We start from the raw sequence: 17,498 nt of genomic DNA, 5'->3' as shown, positions 1-17,498 counted from the left end.
CAGCACGCCTTCCAGACGCGGAAGCGCATCCTGCCCCAGCGTGGCCGCGGCATTGTCGTAGGACAGCCGCGCCTGCGCATTGATCGCCTGTACCCCGACCCAAAGTCCCGTCGCCAAAGCCAGTCCGACGACCAAAGTCAGAAGCTGAACCGGATGCCGCCGCCAATGCGCCAGAAGCGCGCCGAGTGCGGCGCGGTTCACGCCACCTGCCCCGCGCGCAGATGCAGACGCGCGTCCAGCATCCCCGCCAGCCGTTCGGAATGCGTCACCATCAGCAGTCCCGCGCCGGTTTCGGCGACCATGTCGCGCATGAGGCCCATCATCGCGTCGCCCGTCGCCTCGTCCAGGTTGCCCGTCGGCTCATCCGCCAGCACCAGTCGCGGGCGCGCCACCAGCGTTCGCCCGATGGCGACCCGCTGTTGCTGACCGCCCGACAGCTGTTCGGGAAACCGGTGCAGATGGTCGGCAAGGCCCAACCGATCCGCCAATCCCCGAACATCACCGGGATCGCGGTCCGCCAAGCGCGCATGGAATGTCAGGTTGTCGATCACCGAAAGCGACGGGATCAGGTTGAACTGCTGGAAAATCAGGCCGACGGCGTTGCGACGCAGGGCCGCGCGGGTGGCGTCGGACATCTGCGCGATGTCCCATCCCTCGACCTCGATCATGCCGGCATCGGGCACGTCGAGGCCGGCGACCAGATGCAGGAGCGTCGACTTGCCCGACCCGCTTTCGCCAGTCAGCGCCAGCGTACGCCCGCCGTCCAGATCGAAGGAAATGCCGCGCAGCACCGGCTGCGGTCCTTCGCTGGTTTCAAAGGATTTCTCGACGGCGCGCACGGATAGAAGCATGGGCGGACGGTAGCGGTCCGCCCCCCGACTTCAACCGGCAAATCGCCTCAGTCGCGGCCTTCGTCCAAGGTGACGTCGGGCAGGCTGTCGAAGGCGGTGCGCAGCGCGTCGGACCATCCGTCGGACACGGCCCGCCAATCGGCGTCCGTATCCTCCACCCGGCGGGTAAGACCCAGCTTGAGGCTGTCGGTCTCATAGACCTGCAGGTCCAGCGGAGTGCTGACCGACAGGTTGGCGCGGATCGTCGAATCGAAGCTGACCATCAGCAGCTTGATCGCGCGCGCGAAATCCATGTCCGGATCATAGGCCCGCACAAGGATCGGGCGGCCGTATTTCGTCTCGCCGATCTGGAAGAAGGGCGTGTCGCGCTGCGCCTCGACGAAGTTGCCCTCGGGATAAACCATGTAAAGCCGCGTCGGCCCGCCCTTGATCTGACCCCCGAAGATCATCGTGGCGTTGAACGTGGTCGGTGCCGCAGCCTCCGGTCCGCCGCCGCGCTGCTGCTGGATGACGTCCTTCAACGTCTGCCCCACCAGACGCGCAGCCTGGAACATGGTCGGCGCACTCAGGATCGTGGGATCGCGGTCGGAGGGATGCAGGTTCCGCTCCTCCAGAAGGCTGACAACGGATTGCGTCGTGGCAAGGTTGCCGGCGGTCATGAGCATCATGGTCCGCTCGCCCGGCACCTCCCAGGTGTGCATCTTGCGATAGGTCGAGATGTTGTCGACGCCCGCGTTCGTGCGGGTGTCCGACAGGAAGACGAGGCCGCGGTCGAGTTGCAGGCCAACGCAGTAGGTCATGGAAAAGTCCGATCTGAGATTCGCGCCTACAGTTACGTCGGATCGCGCAGTGTCAATGAAAAGGGCGGGCTTTCACCAATCGACAGACGTGCCGCAACGTCCATGGCACCAGTCGCGGGTGCGACGCCGGGCGACCGCCTTATTGCTGCGCCTGAGATACGGTGACGCTGACGTCCATGGCCTCCAGACCCGCGCCGGCCCGGATGCCGGAGATCGGCGCGGCATCGGAATAATCCAGGCCGGTCGCCACCCGGACATAGCGGTCGTCGGGTGAGATCCCGTTCGAGACGTCGAACCCGACCCATCCCAGATCGTCGATATAGGCTTCGGCCCAGGCGTGGGTCGCGTCCTGCTCGTCGCGGTCGGTGACCCGAAGGTAGCCCGAGACGTAGCGGGCGGGCAGGTCCAGAAGGCGCGCGCAGGTGACGAAGATGTGTGCGTGATCCTGGCAGACGCCGCTGCCGGTGGCGATCGCGTCCTCGGCGGTCTGGGTGACGTCCATTGTGCCCGTGTCGTATTTCACCGTGTCCCGGATCGTCCGGCTCAGCGCGTGCAAACGCTCCAACGGGGCTTCGATGTCGCGCAGATCGCGTACCAGGCCCAGCGTGCCGCTGCCGCGTCGGGTCAGGTCCGTCGCGCGCAAAAACATCCACAGCGGCATATAGCCCTGCTGCTGTCCGATGACGCCCAACTGATCCTCGACCATGACCGTGCCCTTCGCGGTGATCGTGATCTCTTTCTGGCCCTCGTCCGCGGCCACGAGTTGCGTGCGGTTGTGGTGGCTGTCTTCGAACTCCAGCTCGACCTGCCCGCCCTGAATTTCGGTTGACCAGTTCAGAACCGTCTGGCCCGAACGGCTCTTGGGGGTCAGGCGCAACTGCTGGAGCGCGTAGAACACCGGATCGGTCCAGCGGTAGGTGGTGGAGTGTCGGATATCGAGCGTGGTCGTCTTCGGTTTGTCGGTCATTGGCTGAACCTGTAATCCCGTTCGATTTGCGCGGCGAGTTGGCTGTTCTGGCTCAGGAACCGTTGCAGGAATTGATGCAGGCCCGTCTCGAAGATCGTTTCGATCGTGGTATGCTCAAGATCCTTACATATCGTATCGGCCAGATCGTGGCTGGGCAGACGGATACCATAGTCGGACTCCAGATACCGCAGATTGTCGCCGATCTTGGCGTAGCAGAACGCAAGGCTGCGCGGCAGACGGCCGTCCAGCATCAAAAATCGCGCGATGTCCGTCGGGCGCCGCGTGCGCCCGTGCAACGCGCGAAACGCGCCTTCGGCGGCAACCGACCGCAGGATCATCTCCCACTGCGCATTATCGAGGGGAGAGCCGACGCCGGCGGCCGACGGCAACAGCACGTAATACTTCACATCCAGCAGACGGGCGGTCGCATCCGCCCGTTCGATGAAGGTGCCCAGGCGGGCGAAGTCATACACGTCGCGCCGCAGCATCGTGCCATGCAGCGCGCCGCGCACGAATGCGGACCGCTGCTTGATGATGCCCAGAACGCGCGGCAAATCCTTGGAGGCCACCTTGCGCGCGAGTTCGTCCTTCAACGTCATCCAGCATTCGTTGACCGCTTCCCAGACTTCGCGGGTCAGGCCGGTCCGCACCAGACGCGCGTTGGTGCGCGCGTTTTCGATGCAGTTGAGCACGCAGGACGAATTGTCTTTGTTGCGCAGCAGCCAGTCGACGACCTGATCGCCGGTAATCTCGTCGTGCGATGCCATATAGGCGTCGTAGGCCGACGCGGTCTTGAGCACGCTGGCCCATTCCCCCTCGGCCCGGTCGGGGCGGGTGAGTGCGATGCGCTGGCCAGTTTCGACCAGACGCGCGATATTCTCGGACCGTTCCATATAGCGGAACATCCACATCAAACCGCCAGCCGTCTTGCCCAACATCAGACGTGTCCTCCGCCGGATCGGATCGCGGCTGGATCGTTCGCGACATGCGCCATCATTCTTCCTCCAGCACCCAAGTGTCTTTGGTGCCCCCGCCCTGGCTGGAGTTCACGACCAGCGACCCTTTCTTGAGCGCCACACGTGTCAGACCGCCGGGCGTGATGTCGATGCCGTTGGGCGACACCAGCACGAAAGGGCGCAGATCGACGTGGCGCGGCGTCAGACCCGCCTTGGCGAAGATCGGACAGGTCGACAGCGACAGGGTCGGTTGTGCGATATAATTGCCGGGCCGGTTTTGCAGCTTTTTGCGGAACTCGGCGATTTCCTTCTTGGACGATGTCGGCCCGATCAACATGCCGTATCCGCCCGATCCGTGGACTTCCTTGACCACCAGATCCTCCAGATTGTCGAGGACATGGCCCAAGCTGTCGGCGTCCGAACACCGCCACGTCGGCACATTCTCCAGCTGCGCCTTCTCGCCGGTGTAGAACTCTACGATCTCGGGCATGTAGCTGTAGATCGCCTTGTCGTCGCTGACGCCGGTGCCCGGCGCGTTCGCGATGGTGATGCCGCCCGCGCGGTACACGTCGAAGATGCCCGGCACGCCCAGTTGGCTGTCGGGGCGAAAATTCATCGGGTCCAGATAGTCATCGTCGACCCGGCGGTAGAGCACGTCGATCGTGCGGTAGCCTTGCGTGGTGCGCATCGCGATGCGTCCGTCCACGACGCGCAGGTCGTGCCCCTGCACCAGTTCGACCCCCATCTGATCGGCCAGGAAACTATGCTCGTAATAGGCGGAGTTGTGGATGCCCGGCGTCAGAACGGCCACGACGGGATCCTGGTCGCATTTGCGCGGGGCGCAGGCCGCCAACGAGGAATGCAGGTTCTGCGGATAGCTGCTGACGCGGCGCACCTTGTTCTTGGCGAACAGCTCCGGGAACATGTGCAACATGGTCTCGCGGTTTTCGAGCATGTAGCTGACGCCCGACGGCGTGCGCGCATTGTCCTCCAGAACATAGAACTGATCCGGCCCCGTACGCACCAGATCGACACCGACGATATGAGTATAGATGCCGCCCGGCGGCTCCACCCCGATCATCTGTTGCAGGAATGCATCGTTGCGGGCGATCATGTCGACCGGCAGAATGCCGGCGCGGACGATTTCCTGACGGTGGTGGATGTCGTGCAGGAAAGCGTTGAGCGCGCGCACCCGCTGCTCGATCCCCTTGGACACCTTCGTCCATTCGCGCGCGGCGATAATGCGCGGCACGATGTCGAAGGGGATCAGACGCTCCGCGGCTTCGGCCTTGCCATAGACGTTGAAGGTGATCCCGGTCAGGCGAAAGACGGCCTCCGCCTCTCGCGCCTTGGCCCTCAGGTGGGCCGGATCTTCCGATGAGAACCAACTCTCGAAGGCCTGATAGGCTTCGCGCACGGACGTATCGGGGCGCAGCATCTCGTCGAACGGTGTATCGTTATCCATCGGGTGACCCTGCGGGCTGCCGCGACAGAAGGCAACCGCACGTTCGAACGGTCCCTGTGAACTCAACCCAAGCGCGTAAAATTTCTGCACTCCGTCCATGTGGCGATCAACGGCTGCTCCTCCGCCCGACCGATGGCATCGCGGCCCTGTCCGGCGGCCGCAGTCGCGTCCACCCCGGTGCCGGCGAACCGCAGATCGGCCCAGTGGCGCGATGTCGCCCTCCAAAGCGGGCACGAACGCTTTCCCCCGAGGCACACCGATGATAACACGGCCAGAACGTTATAGGGACTGACCTTCGAACGGCTCACGTTTCGCCGGCCTGCTACCGAGTTGGACATACAGTTGAGACTGATTGCCGCCGCAGGGATCGCCCTGTCCGTTTTGACCGCGTCCGCGTCCGCCGCTGACCTGTCCTTTACCCTGCCGCCCCAAGACGATCTGCGCGACAGCCTGCGCGCCGCATCCCTGACGAAGACCGCGGTCGACGACGGCGAGACCGAACGGCGCAATTTGGTGGCCGCAGCGCAGGCTGACTACCGCAGGTTGTTGGCCGTCCTGTTCGAAGCGGGCTATTTCGGCCCCGTCATCACGATCGAGATCGACGGCGTCGAAGCGGCGGCCCTTCCGGCGGTCGGGTCGGACGCGCCGGTCGGACGGATCGACATCAACGTGCAATCCGGCCCCCGCTTCCTGTTCCGCCAGGCTGAAATCGCCCCCATTGCCCGCGGCACCGAACTGCCCGACGATTTCGCCCCCGGAGCGGTCGCCGGCACCGCACCGATCCGCCAAGCCGCGCGCGCCGGCGTCGAAGGCTGGCGCGCGGTCGGTCATGCCAAGGCCGACGTCGCGGGTCAGGACATCGTCGCCGACCACCCGGCCGAACGGCTGGACGCGCGCATCACACTCGCCCCCGGACCGAAGCTGCAATACGGTCCGGTCTTCGTCGAGGGAGCCGAAGACGTGCGCCCCGGTCACATCCAGCGGATCGCCGATCTGCGGCAAGGCCAGGTGTTCGACCCCGATCAGGTTCAGGCCGCCGCCCGCCGCCTGCAGCGCACCGGGGCCTTCAGCAGCGTCGCGATCATTGAAAGCGACACCATCGGTCCAGCCTCCACCCTTCCGCTGACGATACAGGTCGTCGAACGCCTGCCCCGTCGCTTCGGCTTCGGTGCCGAGGTTTCGACGGACGAGGGATTTTCCACCAGCGCGTTCTGGCTGCACCGGAATCTGACCGGCTATGCCGACAGTCTCCGGGTTGAGGGCGATATCACAGGCGTTGGCGGCAGTTCGGGCGGGGCGGACTACGGCATCGGTTTTGCCTACAACCGCCCGTCCACCTTCAATCCCGAAACGGACCTGTTCGTGAACGGCCGCGTCGAAAGCCTGGACGAGCCGAACTTCAAGTCCGACAGCGCCTTTCTGGAAGTCGGGGCCCGCCGCATCGTGTCGGATGAATTCCAGTACGAATACGGCATCAGCTACGAATATTCCAAGGACGTCGATGCCTTCGGCGAGCGCACGTTCTCGACCCTGTCCTTGCCGCTGGAGGCGACCTACGACCGGCGCAACGAGGCGCTTAGCCCGTCCGACGGCTATTACGTCGAAGCCGGGCTGCGCCCCTTCGTCGGGTTCGAGGATGCGGGATCGGGCCTCGCCTTCGACGCGGATCTGCGGGGCTATCAGGGGTTCGGCGGCGAAGACCGCGACCGGACCGTGATCGCGGCCCGTCTGCAACTGGGCAGTATCGTCGGCCCGGCACTGGACGAAGTGCCGTCGAATACCCTGTTCTTTTCGGGTGGCGGCGGAAGCGTGCGGGGGCAGGAGTTCCAGTCCCTCGGCGTTGAGCTGGACTCCGGAGAGGTCGTCGGCGGCCGGTCCTTCGTCAACTTTTCGACCGAAGTGCGCCAGCAGGTCACCGAAAACATCGGCGTCGTCGGTTTCGTCGATTTCAGCCTGGTCAGCCCGGATGCAGATTTCGGCGATGGCGACACTCATTCGGGGGCTGGCCTTGGCGTGCGCTACGATACCGGCATCGGGCCGATCCGCTTCGACATCGGCGTGCCGCTGACGGGTCCGGGGGATCCGTCGGGCGTCGAGGTCTATATCGGAATCGGGCAGGCCTTCTGATGAAACGACACCTCCTCCCCCTCGCGCTGCTTGCCGCCGCCTCGCCCGTCTTCGCGCAGGACGAGGAGGACCGCGATCGCGGCTTCATCGTCGGCCTGATCGAGGACAATCTGAATTCGCCGGGCCTGACCGTCCGGTTGAACGGGTTCGAGGGCGCGCTGTCATCCACCGCCTCGATCGAGAGTTTGACGGTCGCCGACGAAGAAGGTGTCTGGCTGCGACTCGAGGACGTCGTTCTTGACTGGAACCGCTCGGCGCTGTTGCGGGGCCGGCTGGAGGTGGAGGAGCTTTCGGCCGCACTGATCGCGGTGGAACGCGCGCCCCTTCCCGCCGAAGGGGTCGACGCCCTGCCGGATGCCGGTGCCTCAGGCTTTTCACTGCCGGATCTGCCCGTCTCCGTGGAGATCGAGGCCCTGCGCGCCGAACGCATCGAACTGGGCGCGCCGTTGATCGGCCAGGACCTTGCCCTGACGCTCGAGGCATCGGCGCGGCTGGTCGACGGGTCGGGTGCCGCGACGATCGAGGCGCAGCGGCTTGACGGCGTGAACGGCACCTTCTCCATCGCCGCCTCCTACGAGGCCGATGGTCAGGTGCTGTCACTCGACCTCGACATCTCGGAAGCCGAGGGCGGCGTCGCGGCGTCCTTGCTTCAACTTCCCGGCGCGCCGGCGATCGATTTGTCGGTACAGGGCGATGGCCCGCTCGACGATTTCGCCGCCGACATCGTCGTGGCATCCGACGGGGCGGAGCGTCTGGCCGGCGATGTCACGCTGACCGGTGTGGACAGCGGACGACAGTTCGAGGTCGATCTGGGCGGGGACGTAACATCGCTTTTCGCGCCCCGCTATCAGGCGTTCTTCGGCGACGACGTCGCGTTGGTCGCGCGGGGCATTCAGCAGGCGGAAGGTGGCCTGGTCCTCGACACGCTGGATTTGCGCACACAGGCGCTGAGTTTGACCGGGGCCGCACGCCTGGGCGCGAACGGATGGCCCGAATTTCTGGACATCGCCGGCGTGATCGAGGCGGAGGACGGCACCACGGTCCTTTTGCCGACGTCCGACAACAGCCAATTACGCCGCGCGGACTTGACCCTGCGCCACGACGCATCCGTGTCCGACACCTGGGCACTGGACCTGTCGGTCCTCGATTACCGGTCGCCCGCCGTGACGCTGGGCGACGGGGAGATCGAGGCGACCGGCGTGCTGAGCCGCGATGCGGACGGCGTGGTCGAAACGGCGACCGCCGGGATCGGGGCGGTGCTCAACGCGCTCGACTTCACCGACCCGGCCATCGCGCAGGCCGCGGGGCCGCGCATCTCGCTCGAGAGCGACATCGCATGGACCGCCGGTCAGCCCGTCAGACTGACCGATCTGATCCTTCGCGGCCCAGGCTATGCCCTGACCGGCGGTGTGGACGTGGACGGCACCGACCCCGAACAACCGCTGACCCTCCGTGTCGACCTGGGGGCCGCGATCGAAGATCTTGCGCGATTGGTTGCCCTGTCGGGGCAGAACCTTTCGGGCGCGGCGAATGCCGGCGTGACGGGCGCGATCGAACCGGTCGCGGGGACGTTCGATTTGAACCTGCAGGCCGTCACGCAGGACCTTGCGCTCGACATCGCGCAGGCCGATGCCCTGCTGGAAGGGGAAACGACGCTGGCGATCGCGACCCGCCGGACCGTCGACGGGACATTCGTAGATTCGCTTCGCCTGTCGAACGACCACCTGACGACGTCAGGGTCCGTCCGGCTTTTGTCCGAAGACTCGCCGCCCTACCTGCAGGGCGAACGCTCGAACGCGGATCTGACAGTCCGGATCGAGGACGGCACGCGCATCGATCCGCGCCTGGACGGCGCGATCGATCTGGCGGTCCAGGCCGATCAGACGGAAGACGGGATCTGGCAAGGTACACTCGACGCGCTGGCCCCCGAAGGCATTACCGTCTCGGCCAGCGGAACTCTGACGGGAGAAACGCCGGACGTGCAGTTTTCGGCCACGGTCCCGCAGATCGAACCCTTCGCCTCCGGCATACCGGGCGGCGTCGCCGTTTCGGGGCGCGCGTTTTCGACGGGCGGTGTCTGGTCGCTCGACGCCGACGCCTCGGGCCCTTACGACCTGACCGCGACGGTCAATGGACCCGTCACTGGCCCCGCGCCGAAAATCGACTTCACCGCCGATCTGCCCGATCTGACCGCCCCCGTCCCCGCCCTTGCCGATATCGAAGCGATGAACGGCCCGGTCGCGCTTCGCGGCACGCTTGCCCAGATCGGTGGTCAGTGGGACATCGATGCCGCCGTGGACGCGCCCGCCGGCATCACCCTGCGCACCAAGGGCCCCCTGACCGGCGCGGACGCGCGGATCGAATTCGCGGGCACGGTCCCGCAGGTGTCGGATTTCGTGGCCGGGATCGAGGGCCGACTGGACCTGGACGGGGCCGTCGCGAAGCAGGGAGAGGACTGGACCGCCGATGTGGACCTGCGCGGCCCCTACAATGCACGGGTCACGGCACAGAGCGTCCTGACACAATCGCCCTTGGCCGTCGATTTCACGGCTGACATCGATGATCTCAGCCCCCTTGCCCCCGTGCCGGGCGGTCTGTCGGTGACCGGACGGGCGGTGCAGACCGACACCGGAGTGACAATCGACGTGGACGGAACCGGGCCCTACGCCGCGACCATCGACGCGACCGTCGATCTGGTGGACGGCGCGCCGACCATCGTGGCGCGTGGTCAGATCCCCGATGCGGGACGATTGGCCCCGCAATTGCGGGGTCCGCTCAACTATGACGTTACCGCGCGGCAGGTCGACGGCCAGTTCGAGGTTTCGGCGGACGTGGACGGGGCCCAGGCGATTTCGGCCAGCGTCGATGGTGTGGCGACCGGACCGGACGCCGATCTGGATTTCCGGCTGAACGTTGGCAACGTCGCGCCCTTCGCGCCCGGCCTGTCCGGGGCGTTGCGCGCCACTGGCCGCGTGTTCCAGCAAGGCGGCAATTGGGCCGTGGACGTGGACGCGGGCGGACCGCTGGGTGCCACGCTGGTCGCGAACGGCGTTCTGACCGGCCCGGCACCGCAGGCGGAGTTCACGCTGGCCGTGCCGGATATCGGACCGCTTGTGCCCGACATCTCGGGGCCCCTGCGGGTCGCGGGCACGGCGCAGCAACGCGGCGAGGCCTGGGCCATCGACATCGATCTGGGCGGACCCGCAGGCACGACGGCCACCGTGGTCGGCGATGTCCGCACCGATGGCACGCTGAACCTGTCGGTCGACGGCTCCGCCCCGCTGGGGTTGGCGAACGGGGCGCTGGCCCCGCGCCGCCTGGCCGGTGTCGCCCGGTTCGACCTGGACGTGAACGGCGCGCCGGGGCTGGATGCCGTCACGGGAACGATCACGACATCGGACGCGGCCCTGTCGATCCCGTCGATTCAGAATGGCTTGGAAAACATCGATGCCACGGTTCAGCTTCGGGGTGGGACCGCGCAGGTCGCGCTGACGGCATCCCCGCAATCCGGCGGGCGGATCGCCGTCGAGGGGCCGGTGGCCCTGTCGGACGGTTTCGATGCAAACCTCGGGGTGGATTTCGACATCGAGCTGGAAGATCCGTCTCTCTATACCGCAGACGTGGACGGGACCCTGCGCATCGCCGGGCCGCTGACCGGCGGGGCGAACATTTCCGGGGCAATTACCATCGACGGCGCGGAAATCTCGGTCCCATCGTCGGGCCTGACGGCCATCGGCGACCTGCCCTCCATCGAACACATCCGCAGCCCACGCCCGGTGCAGCGCACCCTGGCCCGCGCGGGCCAGACGGTGGACGGAAGCGAAGCGGTCGCGGATGAAAACGGCGGGGGCGGTGGACCGGTCTACGGGCTGGATCTGACGATCAACGCGCCGGGCCGCATCTTCATCCGCGGGCGCGGTCTGGATGCCGAATTGGGCGGGACTTTGCGCCTTTCGGGGACGACGGCCAATCCGATCACCGCGGGCGGGTTCGAACTTGTCCGTGGGCGCCTGGATATTCTGGAGCAGCGGTTCGACCTGGACGAAGGACGGGTCAGCTTCCAGGGGGGGCTGACCCCGTACATCCGCCTTGTGGCCGTGACGCAGACCGACACCATCGAGGCCGCCATCGTCGTCGAAGGCCCCGCCGACGCCATCGAGGTCACGTTCGAATCCACGCCCGATGTCCCGCAGGAAGAGATCGTCGCGCAGATCTTCTTTGGCCGGGGCCTGGATCAACTCTCGCCGCTTCAGGCGCTTCAGCTGGCCAATTCCATCGCCGTCCTGGCCGGTCGCGGCAGCGGCGGTCTGTTGGACAACCTGCGCGGAAGTGCCGGATTGGACGACCTTGACGTGACGACCGACGAAAACGGCAACGTCGCGCTGCGGGCGGGCAAATACGTCTCCGACAATGTCTATACGGACGTGCAGATCAATCAGGATGGCGAGGCGACGATCAGTCTGAACCTCGACGTGACGCCCAACCTGACGGTGCGCGGCTCCGCCGGGGCCGAGGGCAGCGGATCGCTCGGCCTGTTCTACGAAAAGGATTATTGAGGATGGAGGCATCGGAAGATCTGGTCTGCTGCCCCGTCTGCGATGCCCTGCACGAGATCGGGGACGTCGAGGTCGATACCCGCCTGCGCTGCGTCCGCTGTGCCACCGTGATCGCCGTCGGGCGGCCCGAAGCCATCGTGCGGATCGTCGTCCTGGCGGCGACGGCCCTGATCCTGATGACGATCGTGGTGTTCTATCCGTTCCTGCAGTTGCGCAACGGCGTCTTCACCAGCCGCGCGTCGGTCTTCGAGACGGTGATGAGCTTTTCACAGGGCGTCATGGCCCCCCTGTCGATCGCGGTCGCATTCTTCGTCATCATCCTGCCGGTCGCCCGGCTGGGCACGATCCTATGGGCCTTGGGGCCGCTGTCGATCGACCGCGCCCCCCTGCCCGGTGCCGCCTTTGCCCTGCGATGGGCGGAAATCCTTAAACCCTGGGCCATGGCCGAGATCTTCATGGTCGGCGTGGCCGTGGCCCTGGTCAAGTTGGCGGACCTCGCCACCCTGTCGATGGGACCGGCGTTCTGGTCGTTCGCCCTTATCGTCTTCATAACGGCCCTCAAAGACACACAGATGAGCAAGCATTCGATATGGTCGGCACTGGACAGCGCGAAAAGCTGAACGCCCTCACGGCGCGGGATGCGGGGCTTGTGGGCTGCCGTCACTGTACCCGCGTCTGGCCGATGGAAACGGAGATCTGCGCGCGGTGCGGCGGCGCGCTTGAAAGCCGGGACCGGACATCGCTTCAGCGGGTCTGGGCCTGGGCGCTGGTTGGGATGTTGTTCTATATCCCTGCCAATCTTTATCCGATGCTGATCACCAAGACCGTCGGCCGCGCGTCCGAGGCGACGATCGTCGGCGGGGTCATCGAACTGATCCACCACCATGCCTATGCGGTGGCAGGGATCGTCTTCTTTGCATCGGTCGTCATTCCGGTCGGAAAATTCGTCGCGATCGGCTATCTGGCCTATGCCGTCAGAAAGCCGCATGGTATCAAACCCAAGCGCCTTCTGCATCTGTATGAAGCCGTCGAATGGATCGGACGGTGGTCGATGATCGACGTGTTCGTCGTTGCCATCCTGGTCGCGCTGGTACAATTCAACCTTCTCGCCACGATCAATCCGGGCATCGCCGCGGTTTGCTTTGCCCTTTCGGTCGTGTTCACGATGCTTTCAGCGCTGAGTTTCGACAGCCGCCGCATCTGGGACGAGATCGAGACCCTTTCCGATGAGACCCCGTCATGAGCGATAGTTCCAATCCAACGACCCCTGCCAAGCCGGTGGCCGAACCCAAAGGCCGCAAACGCCGGGGCATGATCAGTGCCGTCTGGCTTGTCCCGATCCTCGCCATCGTTATCGCCCTAGGCATTGCCTATCAGTCCTGGTCCGAACGCGGGATCCTGATCGAGATCGCCTTTCCGGATGCGTCGGGCGTCACGGCCGGTCAGACCACGCTGCGTTACCGCGAAGTCACCGTCGGCGTGGTGGAGGACATCGGCTTCACCAGCGATTTGAAGCAGGTGAACGTCTATATCCGCGTCAACAAGGAGATCGCGCCCTATCTCGACGGCGACGCATCGTTCTGGGTGGTCCAGCCCGAAGTCAGCGCGCGCGGCGTTCAGGGGCTGAATACGATCCTGTCGGGGACCTACATCGAAGGAACGTGGGACAATCAACTGGGCAACGCGCGGACGGTTTTCGCCGGTGACGAACGCGCGCCCGTCGTGCCGCCGGGGGTCGACGGAACGGCGATCGTCCTGCGCGCCAAGGACAGCAGTCGCTTGGGTCCTGGCGCCCCGATCCTGTACCGCGGGATCGAAGTGGGCGAAGTTGCGGCCCCGCGCCTGACCACCGACGGCACCGAGGTCCGGGTGGATGCCTTCGTCCGCGCGCCCTACGACCGGCAATTGTCCACCGCGACGCGGTTCTGGGATGCGTCGGGCGTGTCCGCCACGATCGGGGCCGGCGGCGTCGACCTGAGGATCGGGTCGATCGCGTCGATCCTGGAGGGTGGGGTAAATTTCGACACGCTGATCTCGGGCGGGGAGGCGATCGGAACCGGCTATGTCTACAATATCTTCGAGGACGAGGATTCAGCCCGCGTCTCGACGTTCGAGACGCCGACGAACCGAACCGTTCGTCTGTCCGCCATCTTTCCGACGGCGGCTTCCGGTTTGGTCCAAGGCGCGCTCGTCCGCTATCAGGGCGTGACCGTCGGGACCGTTGCGGAAATCACAGGCTTCATCCGGCCCGACAGCCCCAATGGCCAGGTCGAACTGCTGGCCGTCATGGCGCTTCAACCGGCGAAGATGGGTCTGGACCAGGTCGGAAACGACCTGACCGCGATCGACTTCATCGACTCCCTGGTTGTGGCGGGCATGCGGGCCAAGCTCGTATCGACGTCGCTTCTGGGGGGCGATCTTGCCATCGATCTGGTGAACGATCCTGACGCCGTGGGCGAACAGCGTCTGCAAATCGGGATCGCCGCCAACCCGCTGATCCCCACCGTCGATTCGGACATCGAGGGGCTGACAAGCAGTGCGGAATCGGTCCTGACACGGATCAACGATCTGCCGATCGAGGAGCTGCTGGCGGCAGCCACCGACCTGCTGAACAACGTGAACCGGATCGCCGGGGACGACGCCACGCGCGCAATTCCGGGCGAGGTTCTGGCCCTTCTGGAAGACGGGCGCGGCCTGGTCCGGGACGGGCGCAGCATCATCTCCTCGCCGCAGGTGGCTTCGGTCCTCCTCGACATCGAAACGATCACCGGCGATTTGCGCGGCATCACCCAGTCCATCGCCGAGCGAGAGATGATCCAGACGCTGGACGCGGCCCTGGTCGCGGCGACGGCCGCCGCAGACAATATCGCAGCAGGCACGCAAAACCTGGGCGCGTTGACCGCCGCCGCCCAGACCACGCTGGAGGGGACGAGCACGCTTCTCAACGATCCCGCCACGCAAGAGATCCCCGGCCTTGCACGCGACACGCTATCGGGGGCCGCCGACCTGGTGAACGGGCCGGAACTGGATGCGATCCTGGCGGACGTTGCGCGGGTCACGGCGGACGTGCGCGCCCTTGTCGCCCCGTTTGAGGGCACCGCCATCGCCGAGACGGTGACCCGTGCGTTGACCTCGATCGAGGCGACGGCCGACAACGTCGCCGCCGGCACTGCAGATTTGGAAAGCCTGCGCCGCCAGATCGACGGTGTGGTCGCCGCGGCCGACGCGCTTTTGGCCTCCGCCGACACGCAGGCATTGCCCGGCGCGGCGCGCGGCCTTCTGGAAGGCGGCCGCGACCTTATCACCTCTCCGGAGGTCGAGACGATGCTTTCCAACCTCAGCGAAGTCACCGGCGAAGTGCGGACCATCACCGCCGAGATTACGCGCCAGGGGGCCGTCGCAGCGCTGACCGTCGCGCTGGAGGCGGCATCGCAGGCGGCGACCAGCATCGCGGCGGGCACCGAGAACCTGCCCCGCATCACCGCCGCGACCGAGCGTGTCCTGACCCAAGCCGAGACGCTGGGCGCGAACCTGAATGTGTTGTCGGGCAAGGCCAACGAGCTGGCGCTGGACGAACTGGTGAATGCTGCCACGGACCTGATGACCACGGCGGATGCGTTCCTGTCCTCGGACGAAGCGGGCGATGTGCCCGTCGTGCTGGCCGACACGCTAGAGGAGCTTCGCCTGACGATCGAGACGGTGCGGACGGGTGGAACGCTCGATACCCTTAATTCCACGCTGCGCTCCGCCTCCGGAGCAGCCGACAGCATCCGCGCGTCGGCGCAGGATCTGCCGGCACTGGTGAACCGCCTTCAGGCCCTGACCCGTGAGGCCACCGGCGTGCTGAGCACCTATGGCGAGGGCAGTCGGGTGAACACCGAACTCTACCAGGCGCTGCGGGCCGCCACGCGCGCAGCCGACGACGTCTCATCACTGTCGCGGACAATCGAACGCAACCCGAACTCCCTGCTGCTAGGACGTTGATCATGACTTCTCTGCCCGCCCGCCTCGCCCCGCTGCTTCTGATCCTGGCTGCCTGCGGGCAGACCCAGTATTTCGCCCCGCCGGCCACGCAATCCGAAGTGCGCGTGAACGTCCGCGCACAGACCGTGCAGGTCAACGAGATCTCGATCCCGGAATACGCGATCAACCAGGAAATTCCGATCCAGCAGCCCGACGGAAGCCTGACGACCGACACCGACAAGCTTTGGGCCGATCTGCCAGACCGGGCGATGCAAGGCGCGTTGACGCGTCATCTCAACACCATCACCGATGCCCGCGTCGCCGCCGAGCCTTGGCCGCTTTCCGGGTTTCCGGAAGTCGAGGTCTCGATCTTCGTCGACGACATGATCGTGCAGTCAAACAGCATCCTTCTTCTGACCGGAACATATGCGATGAAATCCGAGGTCGGGCGCGACAGCGTGGGCAATTTCGCCATCAGCGCGCCGGTGATCGATCTGGACAGCTATACGGCGATCATCGCCGCGCACGAAGCGGCCTGGCAGCAGCTGGCTGAGGTTCTGGCCCGCGATCTTTGATCCGGCCGAACACCCCGCGAAAACGTGATCGCACGCTGCTTTCCCCCGACGGGACTTTCGATGCGGCGATGCTAGGTTCGCTTGAGTTATAAAGGACCACCAGATGCTAAGACACCTTCTCCTGGCAGCGACTTTCGTCGTCGGGCCGTTCACCGCAACCGCTCAGAACCTGGAGGGGCGATTGGTTGGCGACATGACCGGGGCAATCGTGCGCACCACCGGCCTGACCGGCGAGATGTCGGTCACGATGCCCGCCGAAACGCAGGACAGAACGGTAACCGAAGTCCTGCGCTTCGAGCCGTGGCAGATGCTGGATGAATTGTTCCGCGACGATATCGTCCTTGTGATGCGCCATGGGCCCACGGATTGGTCGATGCGCGATGCGTCCGACGTGGCCCCGACGGATTGCGACGATCAGCGCGTGATGACCGAGGACGGGAAAGAGCGCATGCGCCAACTCGGCGTGCTGCTCGTGGCCAATGGCCTCGTCCCGGGGCGGATCATGGTCAGCGAATGGTGCCGCAATCAGGAGACGTTGGCCGCCCTGTCCGAAGGGATGCTGGAGATCGACGACGCCGCGCTCCTGGGTAAACCGATCGAGACCGTGCCCGCGCTGAACCTTCTGCTCTCGCTTCAGGGCGCGCCCAACGTCACCGAAATGCGGCAGATCATCACCAATTGGGACGGGAGCGACGGGACGGGCCCCCTCCTCCTCATCTCCCATTACACCAACATCGAGGAATTGACCGAGTTCCGGGTGTACGAAGGTGAGCTTCTGGTGGTTGATCCCAAGCGCGACAACCGTGTTCTGGGCTATCTGCGGCTGAAGTCGGCCGGACCGGATGCCGGACATTTCCCGGACGACGTGGTCAAGACTGCGGCCGACTGAGCCGCTTCGGAGATACGACCATCATGGCCGCCGCCCGACGCATTCGGACGGCGGCTTTTTTATGGTGACGGCGCGCCCGACATCAAATCGGAGGTCGTCCTGAACTGCATGCGCAATGTGGCGTGGACAAGCGGGTGCCCGCAGGTCCTAAGACGAGTGATCGGGAGCCGCGATGCGCGCCAGTCCAGCCCACTGCGGACGCCCGCATTGGCTGCTCGATGTATCTTCGGGAATCTACGGTGCCGCTGAAGGGATTCGAACCCCCGACCCCATCATTACGAATGATGTGCTCTACCAGCTGAGCTACAGCGGCGACCGTGGCGGCGTCCTAGCAGGGGTCCGGGGCCGT

General features: G+C 65.6%; 13 protein-coding genes and 1 tRNA gene. 7 read left to right on the top strand and 7 right to left on the bottom strand.

The window, feature by feature from the left end; genetic code table 11:
• From JDO7802_RS18240 to JDO7802_RS08445, 6 genes are all read right to left on the bottom strand, one after another.
• Nucleotides 1-201, bottom strand: a 201-nt coding sequence (locus JDO7802_RS18240) for a hypothetical protein (protein ID WP_055084463.1), incomplete at its 3' end; no start/stop codon positions are given.
• On the bottom strand, nt 198-851 hold the full coding sequence (locus tag JDO7802_RS08465) for an ABC transporter ATP-binding protein (protein WP_055084461.1): 654 nt from the start codon (nt 849-851) through the stop codon (nt 198-200). The genes JDO7802_RS18240 and JDO7802_RS08465, both read right to left, overlap by 4 nt.
• 47 nt (nt 852-898) lie before the next feature.
• Nucleotides 899-1,651 carry a proteasome-type protease gene (locus JDO7802_RS08460; protein ID WP_055084459.1) on the bottom strand — a complete coding sequence of 251 codons (753 nt, stop codon included), beginning with the start codon at nt 1,649-1,651 and terminating at the stop codon, nt 899-901.
• Between the two features lie 139 nt (nt 1,652-1,790).
• Nucleotides 1,791-2,618 (bottom strand): transglutaminase family protein, encoded by an 828-nt coding sequence (locus JDO7802_RS08455; protein WP_055084458.1) that lies wholly within the window; start codon nt 2,616-2,618, stop codon nt 1,791-1,793.
• Nucleotides 2,615-3,556, bottom strand: coding sequence for an alpha-E domain-containing protein (locus JDO7802_RS08450; protein WP_055084457.1), 942 nt, complete (start codon nt 3,554-3,556; stop codon nt 2,615-2,617). Before JDO7802_RS08450 ends, JDO7802_RS08455 begins: the two co-directional genes overlap by 4 nt.
• 55 nt (nt 3,557-3,611) lie before the next feature.
• Nucleotides 3,612-5,039, bottom strand: coding sequence for a circularly permuted type 2 ATP-grasp protein (locus tag JDO7802_RS08445; RefSeq protein ID WP_055084456.1), 1,428 nt, complete (start codon nt 5,037-5,039; stop codon nt 3,612-3,614).
• 342 nt (nt 5,040-5,381) lie between these two features.
• Between JDO7802_RS08445 and JDO7802_RS08440 the strand changes: the two genes are divergently transcribed.
• From JDO7802_RS08440 to JDO7802_RS08410, 7 genes are all read left to right on the top strand, one after another.
• A complete protein-coding gene (locus JDO7802_RS08440; protein ID WP_055084454.1) occupies nt 5,382-7,166 on the top strand; it encodes an autotransporter assembly complex protein TamA in 1,785 nt (594 codons plus the stop codon).
• A complete protein-coding gene (locus JDO7802_RS08435; RefSeq protein ID WP_055084452.1) occupies nt 7,166-11,722 on the top strand; it encodes a translocation/assembly module TamB domain-containing protein in 4,557 nt (1,518 codons plus the stop codon). The genes JDO7802_RS08440 and JDO7802_RS08435 overlap by 1 nt, the downstream gene beginning before the upstream one ends.
• Nucleotides 11,723-11,724: 2 nt before the next feature.
• Nucleotides 11,725-12,342, top strand: a complete 618-nt coding sequence (locus tag JDO7802_RS08430) for a paraquat-inducible protein A (RefSeq protein WP_055084451.1) — start codon at nt 11,725-11,727, stop codon at nt 12,340-12,342.
• 62 nt (nt 12,343-12,404) lie between these two features.
• On the top strand, nt 12,405-12,965 hold the full coding sequence (locus JDO7802_RS08425; RefSeq protein WP_245624147.1) for a paraquat-inducible protein A: 561 nt from the start codon (nt 12,405-12,407) through the stop codon (nt 12,963-12,965).
• On the top strand, nt 12,962-15,706 hold the full coding sequence (locus tag JDO7802_RS08420) for an MlaD family protein (RefSeq protein WP_083481085.1): 2,745 nt from the start codon (nt 12,962-12,964) through the stop codon (nt 15,704-15,706). Before JDO7802_RS08425 ends, JDO7802_RS08420 begins: the two co-directional genes overlap by 4 nt.
• Before the next feature lie 2 nt (nt 15,707-15,708).
• Nucleotides 15,709-16,260 carry a PqiC family protein gene (locus JDO7802_RS08415; protein ID WP_055084445.1) on the top strand — a complete coding sequence of 184 codons (552 nt, stop codon included), beginning with the start codon at nt 15,709-15,711 and terminating at the stop codon, nt 16,258-16,260.
• 103 nt (nt 16,261-16,363) lie between these two features.
• Nucleotides 16,364-17,149 (top strand): histidine phosphatase family protein, encoded by a 786-nt coding sequence (locus JDO7802_RS08410; RefSeq protein ID WP_055084442.1) that lies wholly within the window; start codon nt 16,364-16,366, stop codon nt 17,147-17,149.
• A gap of 240 nt (nt 17,150-17,389) precedes the next feature.
• Here the strand turns inward: JDO7802_RS08410 and JDO7802_RS08405 are convergent.
• A tRNA-Thr gene (locus JDO7802_RS08405) sits at nt 17,390-17,462 on the bottom strand.
• Nucleotides 17,463-17,498 lie beyond the last annotated feature (36 nt).

Source organism: Jannaschia donghaensis, from assembly GCF_001403795.1.
GTDB lineage: Bacteria > Pseudomonadota > Alphaproteobacteria > Rhodobacterales > Rhodobacteraceae > Jannaschia > Jannaschia donghaensis.
This window is presented reverse-complemented; position numbering and strand designations above follow the sequence as displayed.

Excerpts from the sequence above, each read along its gene's own strand:
- JDO7802_RS08465 (WP_055084461.1), bottom strand. The coding sequence starts at position 851 with ATGCTTCTATCCGTGCGCGCCGTCGAGAAATCCTTTGAAACCAGCGAA.
- JDO7802_RS08460 (WP_055084459.1), bottom strand. The coding sequence starts at position 1,651 with ATGACCTACTGCGTTGGCCTGCAACTCGACCGCGGCCTCGTCTTCCTG.
- JDO7802_RS08455 (WP_055084458.1), bottom strand. The coding sequence starts at position 2,618 with ATGACCGACAAACCGAAGACGACCACGCTCGATATCCGACACTCCACC.
- JDO7802_RS08450 (WP_055084457.1), bottom strand. The coding sequence starts at position 3,556 with ATGTTGGGCAAGACGGCTGGCGGTTTGATGTGGATGTTCCGCTATATG.
- JDO7802_RS08445 (WP_055084456.1), bottom strand. The coding sequence starts at position 5,039 with ATGGATAACGATACACCGTTCGACGAGATGCTGCGCCCCGATACGTCC.
- JDO7802_RS08435 (WP_055084452.1), top strand. The coding sequence starts at position 7,166 with ATGAAACGACACCTCCTCCCCCTCGCGCTGCTTGCCGCCGCCTCGCCC.
- JDO7802_RS08430 (WP_055084451.1), top strand. The coding sequence starts at position 11,725 with ATGGAGGCATCGGAAGATCTGGTCTGCTGCCCCGTCTGCGATGCCCTG.
- JDO7802_RS08425 (WP_245624147.1), top strand. The coding sequence starts at position 12,405 with ATGGAAACGGAGATCTGCGCGCGGTGCGGCGGCGCGCTTGAAAGCCGG.
- JDO7802_RS08420 (WP_083481085.1), top strand. The coding sequence starts at position 12,962 with ATGAGCGATAGTTCCAATCCAACGACCCCTGCCAAGCCGGTGGCCGAA.
- JDO7802_RS08415 (WP_055084445.1), top strand. The coding sequence starts at position 15,709 with ATGACTTCTCTGCCCGCCCGCCTCGCCCCGCTGCTTCTGATCCTGGCT.
- JDO7802_RS08410 (WP_055084442.1), top strand. The coding sequence starts at position 16,364 with ATGCTAAGACACCTTCTCCTGGCAGCGACTTTCGTCGTCGGGCCGTTC.